Source organism: Nocardiopsis halophila DSM 44494 (assembly GCF_000341245.1).
GTDB classification, from domain to species: domain Bacteria; phylum Actinomycetota; class Actinomycetes; order Streptosporangiales; family Streptosporangiaceae; genus Nocardiopsis_A; species Nocardiopsis_A halophila.
Genome location: NZ_ANAD01000270.1, coordinates 1 through 17,122, shown reverse-complemented (window position 1 = coordinate 17,122; position 17,122 = coordinate 1). Strand labels below are relative to the sequence as shown.

Sequence of the window (17,122 nt, the reverse complement as noted above, 5' to 3'; positions counted from 1 at the left end):
ACGGAGTTACACCACTCCAGCGGACGCGACCACCAGCCGTCCCGTCGTTGCCGCCGTTCCCGGACCGCGAGAGGCCCGGCGGCCGACCGGCGGCGCCGGGAAAACGCCTCTGCTTCGTCGCCGCCCTCGTCCTGGCATCCCCGTGGCCCGTCTCCCGGCCGACAGGCGCGAGCGGGGCACCAGCCGTGCCGTCGCCACTGCTCATCGCCGGTACCGCAGCGCCCCGGCGGCCGAGGGACAGCCGAGCGACAGCACCGGGGAACCCTCTCGCCGTCGCCTCCCAAAGACCAGGAACCAGGGACCACCGGGGATCCGGCACCCGGTGAGCAGGCAGCCGGAGCCGGGTGCCTCCCCCTCCTCGCCCACACCTTCACCTCTTGGCGGCGTCCTCCAGAAGCCTCAGGGCGATCCACAGTTCGGTCCTGTAGTCCGGGTCCGACAGGTCCCCCGGCAGGAGCTTCCGGATCCGGTTGATCCGGTAGCGCAGTGTGTGGCGGTGGATGCCCAACTGCTCGGCCGCCGCGTCCCAGCGGCCCGCCGCGGACAGGTAACCGCGCAGGGAAGCGATCAGGTCCTCTGACGAGCGCTGCTCCAAGAGCGGCGCCAACACCTCGTCAGCCATGCGCCTGCCCGCCCGACCGTCCAGGAGGCCGAGGAACCCTCCCGGCAACTCCGAGGCCAGCACCAAGGCCCTGCCCTCCCCTACGGCCGCCTCCAGGGCACGCTCCGCCTCGACCCGGGCCGCCGGCAGCCCATCCAGCGCCGAGGGACGGCTCACCCCGACGCTCCCGGCCACCGCCTCGGCCAGCGCCTCCCCCGGGGCCGCCGACTCCGGACCGACCAGCACGGTCCTCCCGGCGATGCGTCCGGTCAGGCACCCCCGCGGAGCCCGGAAGGGGATCTCCTCCCCCTCCTTCTCCTCCCCGACGGGCGCCTCGGCCAGGGCGACCACGACAGGCGGGCGGGGCAGCGCCGCGCTCAGGCGGTCCGCCCGCCCCTCCCTGAGGTCCAGCTCTCCGTCGAGCAGCGCCTCCAGCACCCCGGCGGCGAGTTCTCCCTCCTCAGGCACCCGGTGTTCCAGCTCCAGGGACATCAGCGACGCCGCCGCGTTCACCAGGGTGCGTTCGTCGGCGCCGAGCCCGTGCGCCGCCCCCACCGCGAGGAAGCCGCGCACGCGCCCGCCCACCCCCAGCGGTTGGAGGGAGATGCTCTCCCCTCGGGAGGACACCGACGCCCCCGAGGGGCGGCGCGCCGCACGGAGCCGGGAGACCTCGCCCGTGAGTTCCCCCGCGCGCGCTGCGGCGTCCTCCGGGACCGCGTGCCGCGCGCGCCCATCGGGGTCGAGCAGCAGAACCCACCAGTGGGACGGCCCCTCTCCCCTGGAGCGCCCGGCCGTCCCCTTCGCCAGATCCGCACTCAGGCGCTCCACCACGGCCCGGTCCCCGCGCAGCGCCGCCTGGGTGAGCCTGCGCTGGGCCGCGAACGCCTGGGTCAGGCCCTCGTACTCCTCCTGGGCGAGCAGGCGCGACACCTCCTTGCCCACCGCGATGAAGGGGGTGGGCCCAGGCACCTCGATCAGCGGCAGACCTGCCCGCTCGGCCGCCGCGACCAGGGCCGGGGGAACGTGCTCGTGGGCGACCCCGCTGCCGAACCCCAGCCCCGCGGCGCCGCTGGCGGCGAGCCTGCGGGTGTAGTCGGCCAGGTCGGCCTCCTCGCCCCCGCCCTCGGGCCAGCGGATGCCGGTGGTCAGCACCAGCTCTCCGCCCTCCAGGTAGGGGGTGGGGTCGGTGAGCTCGCTGATCGCGACCCAGCGCACCGGGCGCCCCTCGGCGTCCGGGCCGCCGGCGCGCAGCCGCAGCCCCAGGCGGGGCGTCCGCAGGACGGCACCGAGTGTGGGAGGCACGGCTCCCCCTCTCCAGAATGGCCAATTCCGTCCCGCGATTTTATCCGGATGGGCGCGGGTCCGCCCCGCCGCTCCTCCGTAGGGTCGTGGCGTCGCACCGGTCGTCCGCGACCGGCGCCGGACCGTCCGGCGCGCAGGGGCGCGCCGCCGAGCAGAAGAGGGAGGACGGCACCCATGTCCAGCACCGAGGTCGCCCAGGCCCGGCGGATCGTCACCGAGATCCCCGGCCCCAAGTCCCAGGCGCTCCAGGAACGCCGGAAGAAGGCGGTCGCCCAGGGCGTGGGGAGCGTCCTGCCGGTCTACGTCCAGCGCGCGGGCGGGGGCATCGTCGAGGACATCGACGGCAACTCCCTCATCGACTTCGGCTCGGGCATCGCCGTCACCAACGTCGGCAACGCCGACCCGCGGGTGGCCGAGCGCGCGGGCGAGCAGCTCTCCCGCTTCACCCACACCTGCTTCATGGTCAACCCCTACGAGGGCTATGTGGAGGTCGCCGAGGCCCTCAACCGGCTCACCCCGGGCGGCCACGAGAAGCGCACGGTGCTGCTCAACAGCGGCGCCGAGGCCGTGGAGAACGCGGTCAAGATCGCCCGCAGCGCGACCGGCCGCCAGGCCGTGGTGGTCTTCGACCACGCCTACCACGGGCGCACCAACCTCACCATGGCGCTGACCGCCAAGAACATGCCCTACAAGCACGGCTTCGGGCCGTTCGCCGGCGAGGTCCACCGGATCCCGATGGCCTACCCCTACCGCTGGCCGACCGGCCCCCAGGACTGCGGGCGCGAGGCCGCGGCGCAGGCGATCGACCAGATCACCAAGCAGGTCGGCGCGGAGAACGTGGCCGCGGTGCTGATCGAGCCGATCCAGGGCGAGGGCGGGTTCATCGTTCCGGGCGAGGGCTTCCTGCCCGCGCTGGCCGACTTCTGCGGCGACAACGGCATCGCCTTCATCGCCGACGAGGTGCAGACCGGCTTCGCGCGCACCGGCCGAATGTTCGCCTGCGAACACGAGGGCGTGGTCCCCGACCTGATCACCACCGCCAAGGGCATCGCCGGCGGCCTGCCGCTGGCCGCGGTGACCGGCAGGGCCGAGCTGATGGACGCGGTGCACGGCGGCGGCCTGGGCGGCACCTACGGCGGCAACCCCGCCGCCTGCGCGGCCGCCCTCGCCTCGATCGAGGCCATCGAGTCCGACGGCCTCGTCGAGCGCGCCGGGGCCATCGGCGAGCGGATGCTCACCCGCCTGCGCGCGCTGGCCGAGCGGCACGACATCATCGGCGACGTGCGCGGGCGCGGCGCGATGGTCGCGATCGAGCTGGTCCAGGGCGCGGACGACACCACCCCCAACGGCGAGGCCATGGGCCGGGTGGTCTCCTACTGCCACCAGCAGGGCCTGGTGCTGCTCACCGCCGGGACCTACGGCAACGTCATCCGGATGCTGCCCCCGCTGGTGATCGGCGACGACCTGCTCGACGAGGGGCTCTCCATCATCGAGGAGGCCTTCGACCGCCTCTAGCGGCGGACGGCCCCGCGCCGTCTCCGGGCCCGTACCCCTCCCGTGGGGTGCGGGCCTGTCGCGGTAGAAAGGGGAGTCGGGACGGCCCCGGCGTCGGAGGAGGCGGCATGGTGGACGTGGCCATCGGGCAGTTCGCGCCCGGCGAGGACAAGCGGCGCAACCTGGACACGGCGCGCGCGCTGGTCGGCGAGGCGGTGGCGCGCGGCGCGCGGGTGGTGCTGCTGCCCGAGTACGCGATGTTCACCGCACCCCGGACCGACCACCGGTTCGTCGACTCGGCGGAACCCCTGGACGGCCCCTTCCCCTCCGGGATCGCGAAGCTGGCCGCCGAGCACGGCGTGCACGTGGTCGCCGGCCTGAACGAGTCCCTGCCCGCCGTGCCCGGCCGGTTCTCCAACACGCTGGCCGCTTTCGGGCCGGACGGCGCGGTGGAGGCGCGGTACCGCAAGCTCCACCTCTACGACGCGTTCGGCGCCCGCGAGTCCGATGTGGTCGAGCCCGGCGCGATCACCGAGCCCGAGACCTTCACCTGCGACGGCGTCGTCTTCGGCCTGCAGACCTGCTACGACCTGCGGTTCCCGGAGGTGACCCGGCGGATCGCCGACGCGGGGGCCCAAGCGCTGCTGCTGGCCGCCGAGTGGGTGCCGGGCCCGCTCAAGGAGGACCACTGGACGACGCTGCTGCGGGCCCGGGCAATCGAGAACACCCTGTACGTTGCAGCGGCCGGCCAGAACGCGCCGACGGGGGCCGGCAACAGCGCGATCGTCGACCCCATGGGGACGCGGATCGTCGCCCTGGGTGAGGAGACCGGGGTAGCGGTCGGCCGTATCAGCGCCGAACGTGTGGCCCAGGTCCGGGAGAAGAACCCTGCCCTCGGCCTTCGCCGGTTCACCGTGGTGCCGCGCGACCCGGATCCCACCCGGTAAAAAACCGGACAAAAGGAAATATTCACCGGGAAGCCTTGGCCAAGTCTTCCCGTGATGACTACCAAGAGTTAAGCTGCATGGGCTTAGAGTCACAGAAAACGGCCTGAGCCATTCCGGTCGCAGACCGTTTCTGGTTGAATAAGAGCCGATCTCTATAGGTCCGCCAGACTGTCCTAAACCACGGGGGGAGATGGGACGTTGAGCGGTCTGAGCATTGTGCCCCGACTGGGGGCCGCCGCCGACACAACCGACATCTACACGTTCGAACCGGAACTGCTGAGCACCGCGCAGTGCATGGGGGACGCCTGCGCCATCTGCCACGTCCGATGGCCGCGGCCGCGCCGCGCGTTGGGCGCCCTGCCCGACGGGAGCGAGGTCTACGGCTGCGACGAGTGCGCGGGCATCGCCGCCGCGCACGACGCGCGCGCCGGGGAACCCGAGCTCGCGGTCCGCTGACCGGGCCGCACCGACGAGCGCTCCTTCTCCGGAAGGGCCGTCCCGGCAACACCGTCCGAGGGTCGCCGAAGGCGGGCGCCGCCGGGCCAGGGTCGTTCAAGGCCGGGCGGACGGACGGATCAAGGGTCGACGAAGCGTCGACGGGACGAACGGGGAAGGTGGGTGCTCCGGGGCCAGGGGGAGAACGGCCCCGGAGCACCCGACGCGCTCGCTTTCCGTGGGGGGAGGAGGGGAAAAGAGCGCATCTCCCGGTGTGGTCCGCGGTCCGCCCGCACGGCGCGGCCGTGTGAGGTGAACCTTTCCCCACGATACTCCCTGTAGCGGCCGCCCGACCTTGGGTAGGGCGATTCCGTCGGCGAACGTTGGAAAAGGACCGGACCGCATCCCCGAGACGTCTCGGGAACGCGGCCCTGCGCGCGCGTAGACGAACGACGGCCGGCGCCTCTAGGCGCCCGCCCCTCCTCACCCGCTGGTCGGGAACCCCAGGTTCACCCCGCCGTGCGAGGGGTCGAGCCACCGGGAGGTGACGGCCTTGGTGCGCGTGTAGAAGTGCACGCCCTCCATGCCGTGCGCATGGGAGTCGCCGAACAGCGACTCCTTCCACCCTCCGAAGGAGTAGTAGGCCATCGGCACGGGGATCGGCACGTTGATGCCGACCATGCCCACCTCCACCTCGTTCTGGAAGCGCCGCGCCGCACCGCCGTCATTGGTGAAGATCGCGGTCCCGTTCCCATAGGGGTTGGCGTTGACCAGCTCCAGCGCGCTCTCGTACGAAGGCACCCGCAGCATGCTGAGCACCGGACCGAAGATCTCGTCGGTGTAGCAGCCCATCTCCGGAGTGACGTGGTCCAGGAGCGAAGGGCCGAGCCAGAACCCGTCCTCCCCGCCGCCCAGGACCGGGTGCACGCGCCCGTCGATGGGCAGCGACGCCCCCTGGCGCACCCCGGTCTCCAGGTAAGAGGCGACCTTGTCCCGGTGCGCGCGCGTGACGAGCGGGCCCATCTCGCTCCGGTCGTCGTCGCCGGGGCCCACCTTCAGGTCGGCGACGCGGGTGCGGATGCGCTCCAGCAGCTCGTCGGCGACGGAGTCGATGGCGACCACGGCCGAAATGGCCATGCACCGCTCCCCCGCCGACCCGAACCCCGCCGAGACCGCGGCGTCGGCGGCCAGGTCCAGGTCAGCGTCGGGCAGCACCACCATGTGGTTCTTCGCCCCGCCGAGCGCCTGCACCCGCTTGCCGGTGCGCGCGGCGTTCTCGTAGATGTAGCGGGCGATGGGGGTGGAGCCGACGAAGCTCACCGCCTTGACGTCCCCGTGCTCCAGGATGCCGTCCACGGCCTCCTTGTCGCCGTGCACGACGTTGAAGACACCGTCGGGGAGCCCGGCCTCGGCCCACAGCTCGGCGATGCGCACCGAGGCCGACGGGTCCTTCTCACTGGGCTTGAGGACGAAGGTGTTGCCGCAGGCGATGGCCACCGGGAACATCCACATCGGCACCATGGCCGGGAAGTTGAACGGGGTGACCCCCGCGACCACGCCCAGGGGCTGGAGGATGGAGTAGGCGTCCACACCGCTGGAGACGTTCTCCGAGTACCCGCCCTTGAGCAGGTGCGGGATGCCGCAGGCGAACTCCACGACCTCCAGGCCGCGCTGGACCTCCCCGGCGGCGTCGGAGACGACCTTCCCGTGCTCGGAGCTGATCAACCGGGCCAGCTCGCCGGCCTCGGCCTTGAGCAGCTCGCGGAACCGGAAGAGCACGGCGACGCGCTTGGACAGGGAGGTGTCCCGCCAGCCGGGGAACGCCGCCTTGGCCGCCGCGACGGCCGCGTCCACCTCCGCGCCGCCGGCGAAGTCCACGGTCCCTGAGACCTTGCCGGTGGCCGGGTTGTAGATGTCCCCGCGGCGGTGCGCCCCGCCCTTCGCGGGGCCCCCGCCGATCCAATGGGTGACGTGCTTGCTCATCTGCGTCCTTCCGAATCCACGATGCCTGGGTGTGCGCGGGGCGGGCGTCAGGCGCGCGCGGCGGCGTCCACCGCGCGGACCGCGTCGATGACGGCGTCCCGCCCCTCGTGCGCCTCGTCCTCGCTGAGGGTGAGCGGCGGCGCCATCCGCAGGACGTTGCCGCGCAGGCCGCCCTTGCCGATGAGCAGCCCCCGGCGCCGCGCCTCCTCCAGCACCCGGGCGGCCAGCGCGGGCGCGGGCTCCCCGGTGGCCGGGTCGACCATGTCCACGGCGAACATCAGCCCCTTGCCGCGCACCGCCCCCACGGAGGGCAGCTCGGCCAGCCCGGTCAGCCCGCCCAGCACGGCCCGGCCCAGCCGGTCGGCGGCGGACTGCAGGTCGTGGTCGAGGACGTAGTCGACCACGGCGTTGGCCGCGGCCATCGCGACCGGGTTGCCGCCGAAGGTGGACAGGCCGTTGGCGGGCAGGGCGTCCATCAGGTCGCCGCGGGCCACGACGCCGCCGACGGCGAAGCCGTTGCCGAGCCCCTTGGCGAAGGTCAGGGCGTCGGGCACGACCCCGTGGTTGCCGATGCCCCAGAAGGAGGAGCCGGTCCGGCCCCACCCGGTCTGCACCTCGTCGGAGACGAGCAGCGCCCCGTGCTCGTCCAGGACCTCCTTGTAGGCGGCGAGCAGCCCGTCGGGCGCCATGGTGAAGCCGCCCACGCCCTGGACGGGTTCGGCGATCAGGCACGCGGGACTCCCGGCCACGGCGGTGGCCAGCACGTCCTTGAGGTCGGCGACGCAGTCCGCGGTGTAGGCGGCGTCGTCCATGCCGCGGAAGGCGGGGTGGTCGCGGTCGGTGCCGTGCAGGTAGTGCACGTTGAGCGGGGACAGTGAGGAGTTCTTCCACGCCCGGTTGCCGGTGACCGCGACGGCCCCGAAGGAGCGGCCGTGGTAGCTGTTGCGCAGGGCCAGCACCTGGTCGGTGCCGCGCGCGTGGGTCGCCAGGAGCAGCGCGGTCTCGTTGGCCTCGGTGCCGGAGTTGGTGAAGAAGACCTTGGCGTCGGGGATCCCCGACAGCCGGGCGATCTTCTCGGCCAGCTCGACCTGGGAGCGGATCAGGTAGAGGGTGGAGGTGTGCACCACGCCGCGGGCGATCTGGCGCTCGACGGCCTCGCGCACCTCGGCCACGTCGTAGCCGAGCATGTTGGTGAGGATCCCGGCGAAGAAGTCGAGGTAGGTGTTCCCCTCGGCGTCGGTGACGCGGTTCCCCTTACCGGAGACGATCTCCATAGGGTCGTCGTAGTTGAGGGCGAGCCAGGAGGGCATCACGGCGCGGTGGCGTTCGTGCAGTTCCGACATGACCTCAGTCTCACCCCCGGCGGGCCGCTCCACCAGCGCCACACTGTCGGTTCCGGGGACGCGGATCTGACAGTCCGTCAGGCGGTTCCGGCCCGGAGACCTTCCACTCTGTAAAGACGGAACCGCCTTCGCCTGACACTCCGCCCCGGACCGGGCCGTAGACTTCTCGTGTGCTCCCCACGCTCGCCGAAGTCCTCCGCATCCCCGTCGTCCAGCGCGCCCGCCCCCGCGTGGTGGTGGGCGAGGACCTGCTCGGGCTGACCGTGCGCTGGGTGCACATCGCCGAGGTCACCGACCTGGCGCACCTGCTGCGCGGCGGCGAGCTGGTGCTCACCACCGGAATCGCGATGCCCGACGCCCCCGAGGAGCTGCGGCGCTACGTCGAGGACCTCGCCTCGGTCGGGGTGAGCGGCATCGCCGTCGAGCTCGGCCGCAAGTACGGCGCGGAGTCGGAGCTGCCGCGCGCGCTGCTGGAGGCAGCGCGCGAGGCCCGCATCCCCGTCATCGCCCTGGACCGCGAGACCCGCTTCGTCGAGATCACCGAGGCGGTGCACGTGCGGGTGGTCAACGAGCAGCTCGACGAACTGCGCGAGTCCGAGCGGCTGCACGAGGTCTTCACCCGCCTGTCGGTGGAGGGCGCCCGCCCCGAGCACGTGCTGCGCGAGGTCGCCCGGCTCTCCGAGTGCCCTGTGGTGCTGGAGAACCTCAACCACCAGGTCCTGCTGTGCGAGCTGGCGGGAGAGCAGCCCGAGACCGTGCTGGCCTCGTGGGAGGGCCGCTCGCGCACGGTCCGCGGCGGCGGCCGCACCGTGCACGACTCCACCATGGGCTGGCTGGTGACCATGGTCGGCGCGCGCGGGCAGGACTGGGGGCGCCTGGTCCTGATCTGCGGAGCCTCGCCCTCCCCCCGCCAGTCCATGCTGCTGGAGCGCGCCGCCACCACGCTCGCCCTGGGCCGCCTGCTGGAGCGCCACCAGGAGAGCCTTGAGCGCCAGACGCACCGCACGATCATCGCGGGCATCGTCGACCGCTCCTACTCCGACCCGCAGGAGGCACTGGTCCGGGCACGGGCCGTCGGCGTCCCGCTGGACGGACGCTCGCTCAGCGGCCTGGTGCTGCGGCTTCCTGAGAGCGGCACGGGCCTGGCCGCCCAGGCACGCCTGTCCGACACCGCCGAGGCCACTGCGCGCGCGTGCCGCGAGGTCCGCCTGCCCGCGCTGGTCGGCTCGCTCGACGACGTCCGGGTCGGCATCCTGCCGGCGCTGCCCCAGGGGCAGGACCCCGAGCCGCGCCTGCAGCGCCTGGCCGAGCGCGTGCGGGAGCTGGTCGGCACCGGGCCGGTACTGGCCGCCGGGTCGCCCACCGACGACATCCGCGAGGTGCGGCGCTCCTTCCTGGAGGCCCGGCAGGTGGGCGACGTCGCCCTGCACCGGCCCGAGCGGCGCCTGCTGTACCGCCTGCCCGACCTGCACCTGCGCGGCCTGCTCCACCTGTTCCGCGACGACGAGCGGCTGCAGACCTACGTCGAGCGCGAACTGGGGCCGCTGCTGGCCTACGACGCCCGGCACGGCAGCGACCTGACCGACATGCTGCGGCACTACCTGGAGTCGGGCCGCAACAAGGCGCTGGCCGCCTCGACGGCGCACCTGTCCCGCCCGGCCTTCTACGAGCGGCTGCGCCGTGTCGCCCGGGTGCTCGGCGCCGACCTGGACTCGGTGGAGACCTGCCTGTCCCTGCACGTGGCGCTGTTGTCCCTGGACTCGGTGCGCGACCGGCTGCCCGGCGAGCCGTCCTGAGTTCCCGGCGCGGAACCGGCTCGGCCCCTGGCTCGGCTCCGGCGGGGCAGGCCGGAGGGCGGCGCCCCATGCACTAGCGTGGATTCCGTGCCCCCGAGGGGCCTTCCCCACCGATTCCCGTGCCCCGCCGCACGGCCACCCGCGATCACGCCAGCGGAGAAGCATGTGAGTGACGAGCAGCAGGACAGCGCACCGGCCGTCCGGCGCACCCCCGCGGCGCCCGTGCTGGACGAGACGGCCAAGCGCATCATCGAGCAGCTCCAGGAGGACGGCCGGCGCTCCTACGCGGCGATCGGCAAGGCGGTGGGGCTGTCCGAGGCGGCCGTGCGCCAGCGGGTGCAGCGGCTGCTGGAGACCGGGGTGGTCCAGGTCGTCGGGGTGACCGACCCGATGATGCTGGGCTTCAGCCGCCAGGCGATGATCGGGGTGCGCTGCAACGGCGACCTCAACCGGGTGGCCGACGAGGTCGCCGCGCTCGACGGGTGCGAGTACGTGGTCATCACCGCCGGCTCCTTCGACCTGCTCGTGGAGGTCGTGGCCGAGGACGACGAGCGGCTGCTGGAGATCCTCGGCTCGATCCGGGCGGTCCCCGACGTGGTGGGCACCGAGAGCTTCCTGTACCTGAAGCTGCGCAAGCAGACCTACGCCTGGGGCACCCGCTGAGCGCCTCCCCCGCGCACCGGGGCGCCCGGGGGTCCCGGGCCGCCCCTCACCCCGGCCAGAGGCTGTGGGCCCAGGACAGCGCGCCCGGCGCGTAGACCACCAGCAGGAAGCGGGCGAAGCGGGTGGAGGCGGTCACCGCGCAGAACACGTCGACGCGCATGCGCACCGTCCCGGCGAACACGCACACCACCATCAACGGCGGAACGCTCACCAGGGACGACAGGCCCAGCAGGCCCGCCGCCCACCACGGGCGCTCCTCGCCCTTGCGGCGCCACCCCTCGAGGCGCTCGCCCCACCTGCCCTTGGGCCGCTCGGTCCGGCGCTTGAGCCAGCCGACGTCCAGCGCCCCGCGCGCGGCCCCGTAGTAGGCCAGCTTGCCCGCCGTCTGGCCGACGGCGGCGGCCGCCGCCATGGCCACCAGTCCCGCGTCGCCCACGACCACGGCGGCGCCGAGCAGGTACAGCTCGATGTTGAGCAGCGGCACCAGGGCCGCGACGGCCCCCGCCGCCAGTGCCGTGAGCACCTCCACGAGCGCCTCCGGGGGATGGGGGCGCAGGTCAGTTCTGCGCGGCGAGCTGACCGCAGGCGCCGTCGATCTCCTGCCCGCGGGTGTCGCGGACGGTGACCGGGACGCCGTGGGACTCCAGACGGCGGACGAACTCGCGCTCGTCCTCGGGCCGCGAGGCGGTCCACTTGGAACCGGGGGTCGGGTTCAGCGGGATCAGGTTGACGTGCGCCAGGTTGCCCTTGAGCAGCCGCCCGAGCAGGTCGGCGCGCCAGGCCTGGTCGTTGATGTCGCGGATGAGCGCGTACTCGATGGACACCCGGCGGCCGGTGGTGTCGGCGTAGCGCCAGGCGGCGTCCATCACCTCGTCCACCTTCCAGCGGGTGTTGACCGGGACCAGCTCGTCGCGCAGCTCGTCGTCGGGGGCGTGCAGCGAGATCGCCAGGCGCACCTGCATGCGCTCGGCGATGAGCCTGTCGATGGCCGGGACCAGGCCGACGGTGGAGACCGTCACCCCGCGCTGGGAGATGCCCAGGCCGCCGGGGACCGGGTCGGTGATCCGGCGCACCGCCTCCAGCACGCGCTTGTAGTTGGCCAGCGGCTCGCCCATGCCCATGAAGACGATGTTGGAGATGCGGCCGGGGCCGCCGGCGACGTTGCCGCGCTCCAGGTCCCGGGCGCAGGAGACGACCTGGTCGACGATCTCGCCGGTGGACAGGTTGCGGGTCAGCCCCTGCTGTCCGGTGGCGCAGAACGGGCAGTTCATGCCGCAGCCGGCCTGGGAGGACACGCACAGCGTGGCCCGGTCCGGGTAGCGCATCAGCACCGACTCGAACATCACCCCGTCGAAGGCCTTCCACAGGGTCTTGCGGGTCATGCCGCCGTCGCACGAGATGTGCTTGAGCGGGGTGAGCAGCTTGGGCAGCAGCGCCTCGCCCAGGCGCTCGCGCGCCTCGGCCGGCAGGTCGGTCATGCCGGAGGTGTCGGACTCCAGGCGGCCGAAGTAGTGCCGGGCCAGCTGCTTGGCCCGGAACGGCTTCTCGCCGAGCTCGGTGACGGCGTCCGTGCGCTCCTGCGGAGTGAGGTCGGCGAGGTGCCTGGGCGGCTTGGCCCGGCGCGGTGCGGCGAAAGTGAGCTCGGCAGGCATGTGCATCCAGTGGGACGGGTGGGAACGGCGGCCGCGCGACCGCCCGCCAACGGGTTGCTACAGGACCGATAACGCTCTGGTCCGGGCTAGTGCGGCGCCGGCGGTCGGGGCATTAGGTTCATACTATGCGGCGCCGGGAAGGGCGCGGCACGGCGCGCCCGCGGCGCCCCGGCGGCCGCAGGCGGCGAAGAAGGGAGCTCAGGTGGCCGGAGCCCGCGTTCTGCTCGACGAGTACAGTCCTTACCACAGCCGCCGTATCGTCGTCGAGTGCGACTCCCGCACCACCGCCGCCTACCTGATGGACGCCCGCGGGCGGATCCGGGTGCCGGTGTGGCTGGCCAACCACGACGTCGCCCCGGAGACCGGCGACCCCTCGGGGCTCTACCGGGGCGAGGCGCCGCTGATGCCCGCCGCGCACACCCGCCACCCCCAGGGCAGGGCGCCGTTCGCGCCGGGGGCGCTGCGCGCGGTGTGGTTCGAGGAGGGCGACGGCGTGGCGCTGCTGGAGTCGGGGCCCGGCGGGGACAGCCTGCTGGCGGTGGTGCCCGGGTGGGCCGAGGCCGACAGCGGCATCCCGGGGTACGCGCGCGAGGCCGTGGGGCGCAGCCCCTACGCCTGGGCGCTGGAGCCGGTGCGGGCGCAGCTGTGGCCGCGGGTGGTGCACGCCGAGGCCTACTGGGACTGGCGGGCCGCGCCCAACGCCTGGCGGTCGGTGCAGCGGACGGTGTTCAACCACCTCAACCGCGCGGTCGGGCCGCCGGGGCACTACTGGGACGTGTCCGACGGGCACGCGCCGCTGCTGCGGGTGACCGAGCGGCCGCCGACGGAGGAGCGGCCGTGCACGGTGCTGAGCACGGTGGGCATGTGCGGGCAGCGGATGCCCACGCTGGACCGGTACATGGCCGACACCTCCGAGTACGCGCGCGTGGAGCTGGCGCTGGCCACCACGCTCCCGGCGCACGTCGCCGCGCGCATCTTCCGGTGGATCGGGGCCTTCCCGTGGCGGGCGGTCACCTGGTTCGGCCCGGGGCACAGCGTCAAGTGGCTGGACGGCCAGGAGGACCGGCGGATGCGCGGGGACCGCTCGGCCGTGCTGCTGGTCGCCGACCCGGCCCCGCTGGCGTCCGGCGGCCCGCCCCCGCCCGACACCTCGGGGCTGACCTTCCACGGCGACCCGGTGCGGTGGCTGTGGATCGTCCCGATCACCCGCCCGGAGCACCTGTTCGCCAAGGAGCACGACGCGGCGACCCTGATCGAGAAACTCGCGGCCGAGGGCCGCAGCTGGGTCCTGAGCCAGGGGTGAGGGGGCGCCCCCGGGGGCTCGGAGGCCTCGGGGCCCGCCGTCCCGCCCCGGTCGGCGACGCCCGGCCCCCGCGGCTCACTCCCCCGCCCGGGGGCCGCCCCGAACCGACCTCCAAATAACTCTTTGACGGTCGGGCCCGGCTCGGCGAGGCTGAGCCGGTGCCCACTGAACCCGTGCCCGGGGCCGTGACCCTCCGGGCCTTCGCCCATCCATTGCGGCTGCGGCTCATCTCCCTGCTCACCGGTGCCCCGATGAGCGCGGCCGAGGCCGCGCGCGAGCTCGGCGAGAGCCAGGCCAACGTCAGCTACCACGTGCGCCGCCTCCATGAGGCGGGGCTGCTCACCTTCGCCGAGGAGGTCCCGGTCCGGGGCGGCCGCGCCCTCCGCTACCGGCACGACCCCGCCAGCGGCCCCGCGATCGCCCAGGGCGGGACCGAGGACCTGCGGATGCTGGCGGCGGCCCTGTCCGAGGAACTCCAGCGCCGCTCCCGGCTCCGCGACCCCGAGCCGCCGCGCCACTTCACCGACACCGAGGTGTGGGTCGCCCCCGAGGAGTGGGCCGCACTGGTCGAACGGGCCTCGGAGCTCGGCGAGGAGCTGCACCGCGCGGCGCGGGCGCCGCGCTCGCCCGGGGCGATCCCGGTCAGCGCCAGCCTGCTCTTCTTCGCGATGCACGCCGAGGACGCCGGCGGCGAGGAGGCGCAGGATCCGCCCGGCACCGGCGGGGCGGACCGGTCGTGACCACCGGTCGGCGACGGCACGGCGCCTTCCATGACGGCCGTCGCCCCGCGAAGGGCGACCCGCTCGGCCCCGGAGCGCCCCCGCCAGGACGGCGAACGGCTCGAGCGCGGTCGTCCCCGCCGTGTTCGCCCCTGCTGCGACCGTGACCGCCGAGCCGAACGGAACGGCGGGCCGGCACCGCCGCCCGCAGACGGGCGGCGCGATGTACCGACCGCGCCCCCTCGCGACGGATCGCTCCACCTCCGCCCAGCGCCTGAGCAGCGTGACCGGACCAGAGACCCCCGCCCCGGAGAGACCCCGACCATGACCGATGGCAACGCCAGTCCTTCCCGACACGACGGCCCGGCGCGGCCGCCTGACGGCTCCCCTCCCCCGGCCGGGATCCTCGCCCCGCTGCGCTCCGCCCCGTTCCGCGCGCTCGCGGCAGGGCGCGCGCTGATGTACTTCGGCAACGGCCTGGCCCAGGTCGCGCTGGCGTTCGCGGTCCTCGACGCCACCGGGTCGGTCCTGCACCTGGGGCTGGTCATCGGCACGCGCACGCTCGCCAACGTGGTGCTCCTGCTGGCCGGAGGCGTCCTGGCCGACCTGCTCCCCCGCGCGGTGGTGCTGCGCGGCGCGTGCGCCCTGGCCGCGCTCTCCCAGGGGCTGCTGGCGCTGGCGCTGGCGACCGGGACCGCGTCGATGCCCGTCATGCTGGCGCTCGCGGCCGTCAACGGGGCGGCGGCCGCGGCCAACCTGCCCGCGGCGGCCTCCCTCGTGCCGCAGACGGTCCCCTCGGGCCTGCTGCGCCAGGCCAACGGGCTGATGCGGATCGGCATCGAGACCGGCCGCCTGATCGGGATGTCGGCGGGCACCCTGCTCGTCGCGCTCGTCGGCTCCGCCGGGGCGATCGCGGCCGACGCCGGGGCGTTCGCGCTCGCCGGGCTCTGCTTCGCGCTCGTGCGCCTGCCCGCACCCGCGTCCGGCGGCCCCGGTGCCCGGCCCCTGCGCCGGCTGGCCGACGGCTGGTCGGAGTTCGTGCGGCGCAGCTGGGTGTGGGTGGTCGTCGTCCAGTTCCTCGTGGTGAACATGGTGCACTCGGCGATGGTGGCGGTGATCGGCCCGGTCGTGGCGGACGCCTCCTTCGGCCGGACCGTGTGGGGGCTGCTGCTCACCGTCAACAGCTGCGGCCTGCTGCTGGGCGGGTTCCTGGCCGCGCGGTGGCAGCCCCGCCGGGCCCTGCTCTTCGGCGTCGGGCTGACCGCGGTCGAGGCGGCGCCGATCCTGGCGCTGGGGCTGTCGCCGGCCCCCGCCCTGCTCTTCCCGCTGTTCTTCCTGGCGGGGATGGCCATGGAGCAGTTCAACGTGGCGTGGGAGGTGTCGCTTCAGGAGAACATCCCCCAGGACCGGCTGGCCCGGGTGTACTCCTACGACATGCTCGGGTCGCTGCTGGCCGTCCCGCTGGGGCAGGCGGTGGCGGGGCCGGTGGCCGAGTCCGCGGGGCCGGGGCCGACCCTGGCGGGGGCCGCCGCCCTGTCGCTCGCGGCGACCGCGCTGGCACTGTGCGACCGGGGGGTGCGCACACTGCGCCGGACCCCCTCCCCGCCCTTGACATGAAGTGAGGTTGAGGTTGTTCCGTGGGAACCGTACCGCGCCGCCGGACGGCGGTGCGGCCGCGGCACACGAGCGAGGAGTTCCCACGATGATCCTGGTGACCGGCGCGACCGGAAACGTCGGCGGAGCGGTCGTGCGCAGGCTGTGCGCCATGGGCGAGGACGTGCGCGCCCTGGTGCGCTCTCCGGAGAGGGCGGACCTGCCCGCCGAGGCGGACCTGGTCCGGGGCGACCTGTCGGACCCGTCGTCGGTCGAGGCGGCCATGCACGGGGTCGACGGGGTGTTCCTCGTGTGGCCGCTGATGGAGGCCGAGCCGGTGCTGCCGGTGCTGGAGGCGGTCCGGCCGCACGCCGAGCGGATCGCCTACCTGTCGGCGAGCGGCGTGGACCCGGCGGCCGAGGAGCAGGGCGACCCCGTCACGGGGGTGCACGCCCGGGTCGAGCGCGCGATCGCCGCCTCGGGGCTGCACTGGACCCTCGTGCGCGGCGGCGGGTTCGCCGCCAACGACCTGGGCTGGGCCGGACAGGTGCGCGGCGGCGGGTCGGTGGTGCGCACCCCCTTCCCCGACGCGCGGCGGGCCGTGGTGCACGAGGACGACCTGGCCGACGTGGCGATCCGCGCCCTCACGTCCGACGGGCACGCCGGGAAGGCCTACACGGTCACCGGACCGGAGATGCTGAGCGAGACCGACCGGGTGCGGATCCTGGGCGAGGCGATCGGCCGACCGTTGAAGACCGAGCGGCAGGGGCTGGACAAGGCCCGTGCAGGCCTGGCCGCGGCGGGCCTGCCACCGGAGGCGACCGAGGCCATCTTGGCGGCGCACGCGGATTTCGCCGCCCCTGGACACACCGAGGAACTGCACACGGCGGAGGAGGTCACCGGCCTGCCGCCGCGCTCCTACCGCCAGTGGGCGGCCGACCACGCCGACGACTTCCGCTGAGCCGAGCCGCAGAGGCGGCACGGGGGGGCACCCCCCTGGCGGCCCTGGGACAGCGGCGACGACGGCCCGGCAGGTACCCCGCCCACGCCTGCTCGCCGGGCACCGGGCCGCCGGAGTGCCAGGAGGAGGGCGGCAACGACGAAGCAGGGCGGTTCCCCAGGGTCGCCTGTCGGCCGCCGGGCCTCTCGCGGTCCCGGAACAGCAGCGGCGACGGCACGGCAGGTACCCCGCTCCGGGCTCCGGCCGGGCGGCGGGGCCCTCGGAGTGCCAGGGGTGAGGGCGGCGACGAAGAAGCGTGGTGGTTCCCCGGCGCTGGCGGTCGGCCGCCGG

Annotated in this window: 14 protein-coding genes; 9 read left to right on the top strand and 5 right to left on the bottom strand. The window is 74.1% G+C overall.

Going from position 1 to position 17,122, the window contains the following annotated elements:
* Positions 1–370: 370 nt before the first annotated feature.
* Positions 371–1,903 carry a PucR family transcriptional regulator gene (locus tag D450_RS0128710; RefSeq protein ID WP_017542076.1) on the bottom strand — a complete coding sequence of 511 codons (1,533 nt, stop codon included), beginning with the start codon at positions 1,901–1,903 and terminating at the stop codon, positions 371–373.
* Between the two features lie 174 nt (positions 1,904–2,077).
* Here D450_RS0128710 and gabT point away from each other — a divergent pair, with 174 nt between their 5' ends.
* From gabT to D450_RS0128695, 3 genes are all read left to right on the top strand, one after another.
* Entirely contained in the window at positions 2,078–3,418 is a 1,341-nt protein-coding gene (gene gabT / locus D450_RS0128705; protein ID WP_017542075.1) for a 4-aminobutyrate--2-oxoglutarate transaminase, read from the top strand.
* A 107-nt stretch (positions 3,419–3,525) separates the two neighbouring features.
* Positions 3,526–4,344 carry a carbon-nitrogen hydrolase family protein gene (locus D450_RS0128700; protein ID WP_017542074.1) on the top strand — a complete coding sequence of 273 codons (819 nt, stop codon included), beginning with the start codon at positions 3,526–3,528 and terminating at the stop codon, positions 4,342–4,344.
* 216 nt (positions 4,345–4,560) lie between these two features.
* Complete coding sequence (locus tag D450_RS0128695; protein ID WP_017542073.1) at positions 4,561–4,800, top strand: hypothetical protein; 240 nt, start codon at positions 4,561–4,563, stop codon at positions 4,798–4,800.
* A gap of 462 nt (positions 4,801–5,262) precedes the next feature.
* Here D450_RS0128695 and D450_RS0128690 read toward each other — a convergent pair whose 3' ends face one another.
* Both D450_RS0128690 and D450_RS0128685 read right to left on the bottom strand, forming a co-directional pair.
* Positions 5,263–6,762 (bottom strand): CoA-acylating methylmalonate-semialdehyde dehydrogenase, encoded by a 1,500-nt coding sequence (locus tag D450_RS0128690; RefSeq protein ID WP_017542072.1) that lies wholly within the window; start codon positions 6,760–6,762, stop codon positions 5,263–5,265.
* A 47-nt stretch (positions 6,763–6,809) separates the two neighbouring features.
* A complete protein-coding gene (locus D450_RS0128685; RefSeq protein WP_026128815.1) occupies positions 6,810–8,105 on the bottom strand; it encodes an aspartate aminotransferase family protein in 1,296 nt (431 codons plus the stop codon).
* Between the two features lie 170 nt (positions 8,106–8,275).
* Between D450_RS0128685 and D450_RS0128680 the strand changes: the two genes are divergently transcribed.
* Together D450_RS0128680 and D450_RS0128675 are read left to right on the top strand one after the other, a co-directional pair.
* Positions 8,276–9,901 carry a PucR family transcriptional regulator gene (locus tag D450_RS0128680; RefSeq protein WP_017542070.1) on the top strand — a complete coding sequence of 542 codons (1,626 nt, stop codon included), beginning with the start codon at positions 8,276–8,278 and terminating at the stop codon, positions 9,899–9,901.
* 165 nt (positions 9,902–10,066) lie between these two features.
* Positions 10,067–10,564 carry an Lrp/AsnC family transcriptional regulator gene (locus tag D450_RS0128675; protein ID WP_017542069.1) on the top strand — a complete coding sequence of 166 codons (498 nt, stop codon included), beginning with the start codon at positions 10,067–10,069 and terminating at the stop codon, positions 10,562–10,564.
* 46 nt (positions 10,565–10,610) lie between these two features.
* Here D450_RS0128675 and D450_RS0128670 read toward each other — a convergent pair whose 3' ends face one another.
* Complete coding sequence (locus tag D450_RS0128670; RefSeq protein ID WP_017542068.1) at positions 10,611–11,093, bottom strand: VTT domain-containing protein; 483 nt, start codon at positions 11,091–11,093, stop codon at positions 10,611–10,613.
* Between the two features lie 28 nt (positions 11,094–11,121).
* Entirely contained in the window at positions 11,122–12,216 is a 1,095-nt protein-coding gene (gene rlmN, locus D450_RS0128665) for a 23S rRNA (adenine(2503)-C(2))-methyltransferase RlmN (protein ID WP_017542067.1), read from the bottom strand.
* A 202-nt stretch (positions 12,217–12,418) separates the two neighbouring features.
* On the opposite strand from rlmN, the gene D450_RS0128660 reads away from it, so the two are divergent.
* From D450_RS0128660 to D450_RS0128645, 4 genes are all read left to right on the top strand, one after another.
* Positions 12,419–13,519: a suppressor of fused domain protein gene (locus D450_RS0128660; protein ID WP_017542066.1), complete on the top strand. Its 1,101-nt coding sequence runs from the start codon at positions 12,419–12,421 to the stop codon at positions 13,517–13,519.
* Between the two features lie 158 nt (positions 13,520–13,677).
* Positions 13,678–14,259, top strand: a complete 582-nt coding sequence (locus D450_RS0128655) for an ArsR/SmtB family transcription factor (RefSeq protein ID WP_193789700.1) — start codon at positions 13,678–13,680, stop codon at positions 14,257–14,259.
* Between the two features lie 303 nt (positions 14,260–14,562).
* The gene (locus tag D450_RS0128650; RefSeq protein ID WP_017542064.1) at positions 14,563–15,855 is read left to right on the top strand and encodes an MFS transporter; all 1,293 of its coding nucleotides are present in this window, start codon (positions 14,563–14,565) and stop codon (positions 15,853–15,855) included.
* Between the two features lie 85 nt (positions 15,856–15,940).
* Complete coding sequence (locus tag D450_RS0128645; RefSeq protein ID WP_017542063.1) at positions 15,941–16,792, top strand: NAD(P)H-binding protein; 852 nt, start codon at positions 15,941–15,943, stop codon at positions 16,790–16,792.
* Positions 16,793–17,122: the final 330 nt, after the last annotated feature.

Excerpts from the sequence above, each read along its gene's own strand:
- gabT (WP_017542075.1), top strand. The coding sequence starts at position 2,078 with ATGTCCAGCACCGAGGTCGCCCAGGCCCGGCGGATCGTCACCGAGATC.
- D450_RS0128700 (WP_017542074.1), top strand. The coding sequence starts at position 3,526 with ATGGTGGACGTGGCCATCGGGCAGTTCGCGCCCGGCGAGGACAAGCGG.
- D450_RS0128690 (WP_017542072.1), bottom strand. The coding sequence starts at position 6,762 with ATGAGCAAGCACGTCACCCATTGGATCGGCGGGGGCCCCGCGAAGGGC.
- D450_RS0128685 (WP_026128815.1), bottom strand. The coding sequence starts at position 8,105 with ATGTCGGAACTGCACGAACGCCACCGCGCCGTGATGCCCTCCTGGCTC.
- rlmN (WP_017542067.1), bottom strand. The coding sequence starts at position 12,216 with ATGCCTGCCGAGCTCACTTTCGCCGCACCGCGCCGGGCCAAGCCGCCC.
- D450_RS0128650 (WP_017542064.1), top strand. The coding sequence starts at position 14,563 with ATGACCGATGGCAACGCCAGTCCTTCCCGACACGACGGCCCGGCGCGG.
- D450_RS0128645 (WP_017542063.1), top strand. The coding sequence starts at position 15,941 with ATGATCCTGGTGACCGGCGCGACCGGAAACGTCGGCGGAGCGGTCGTG.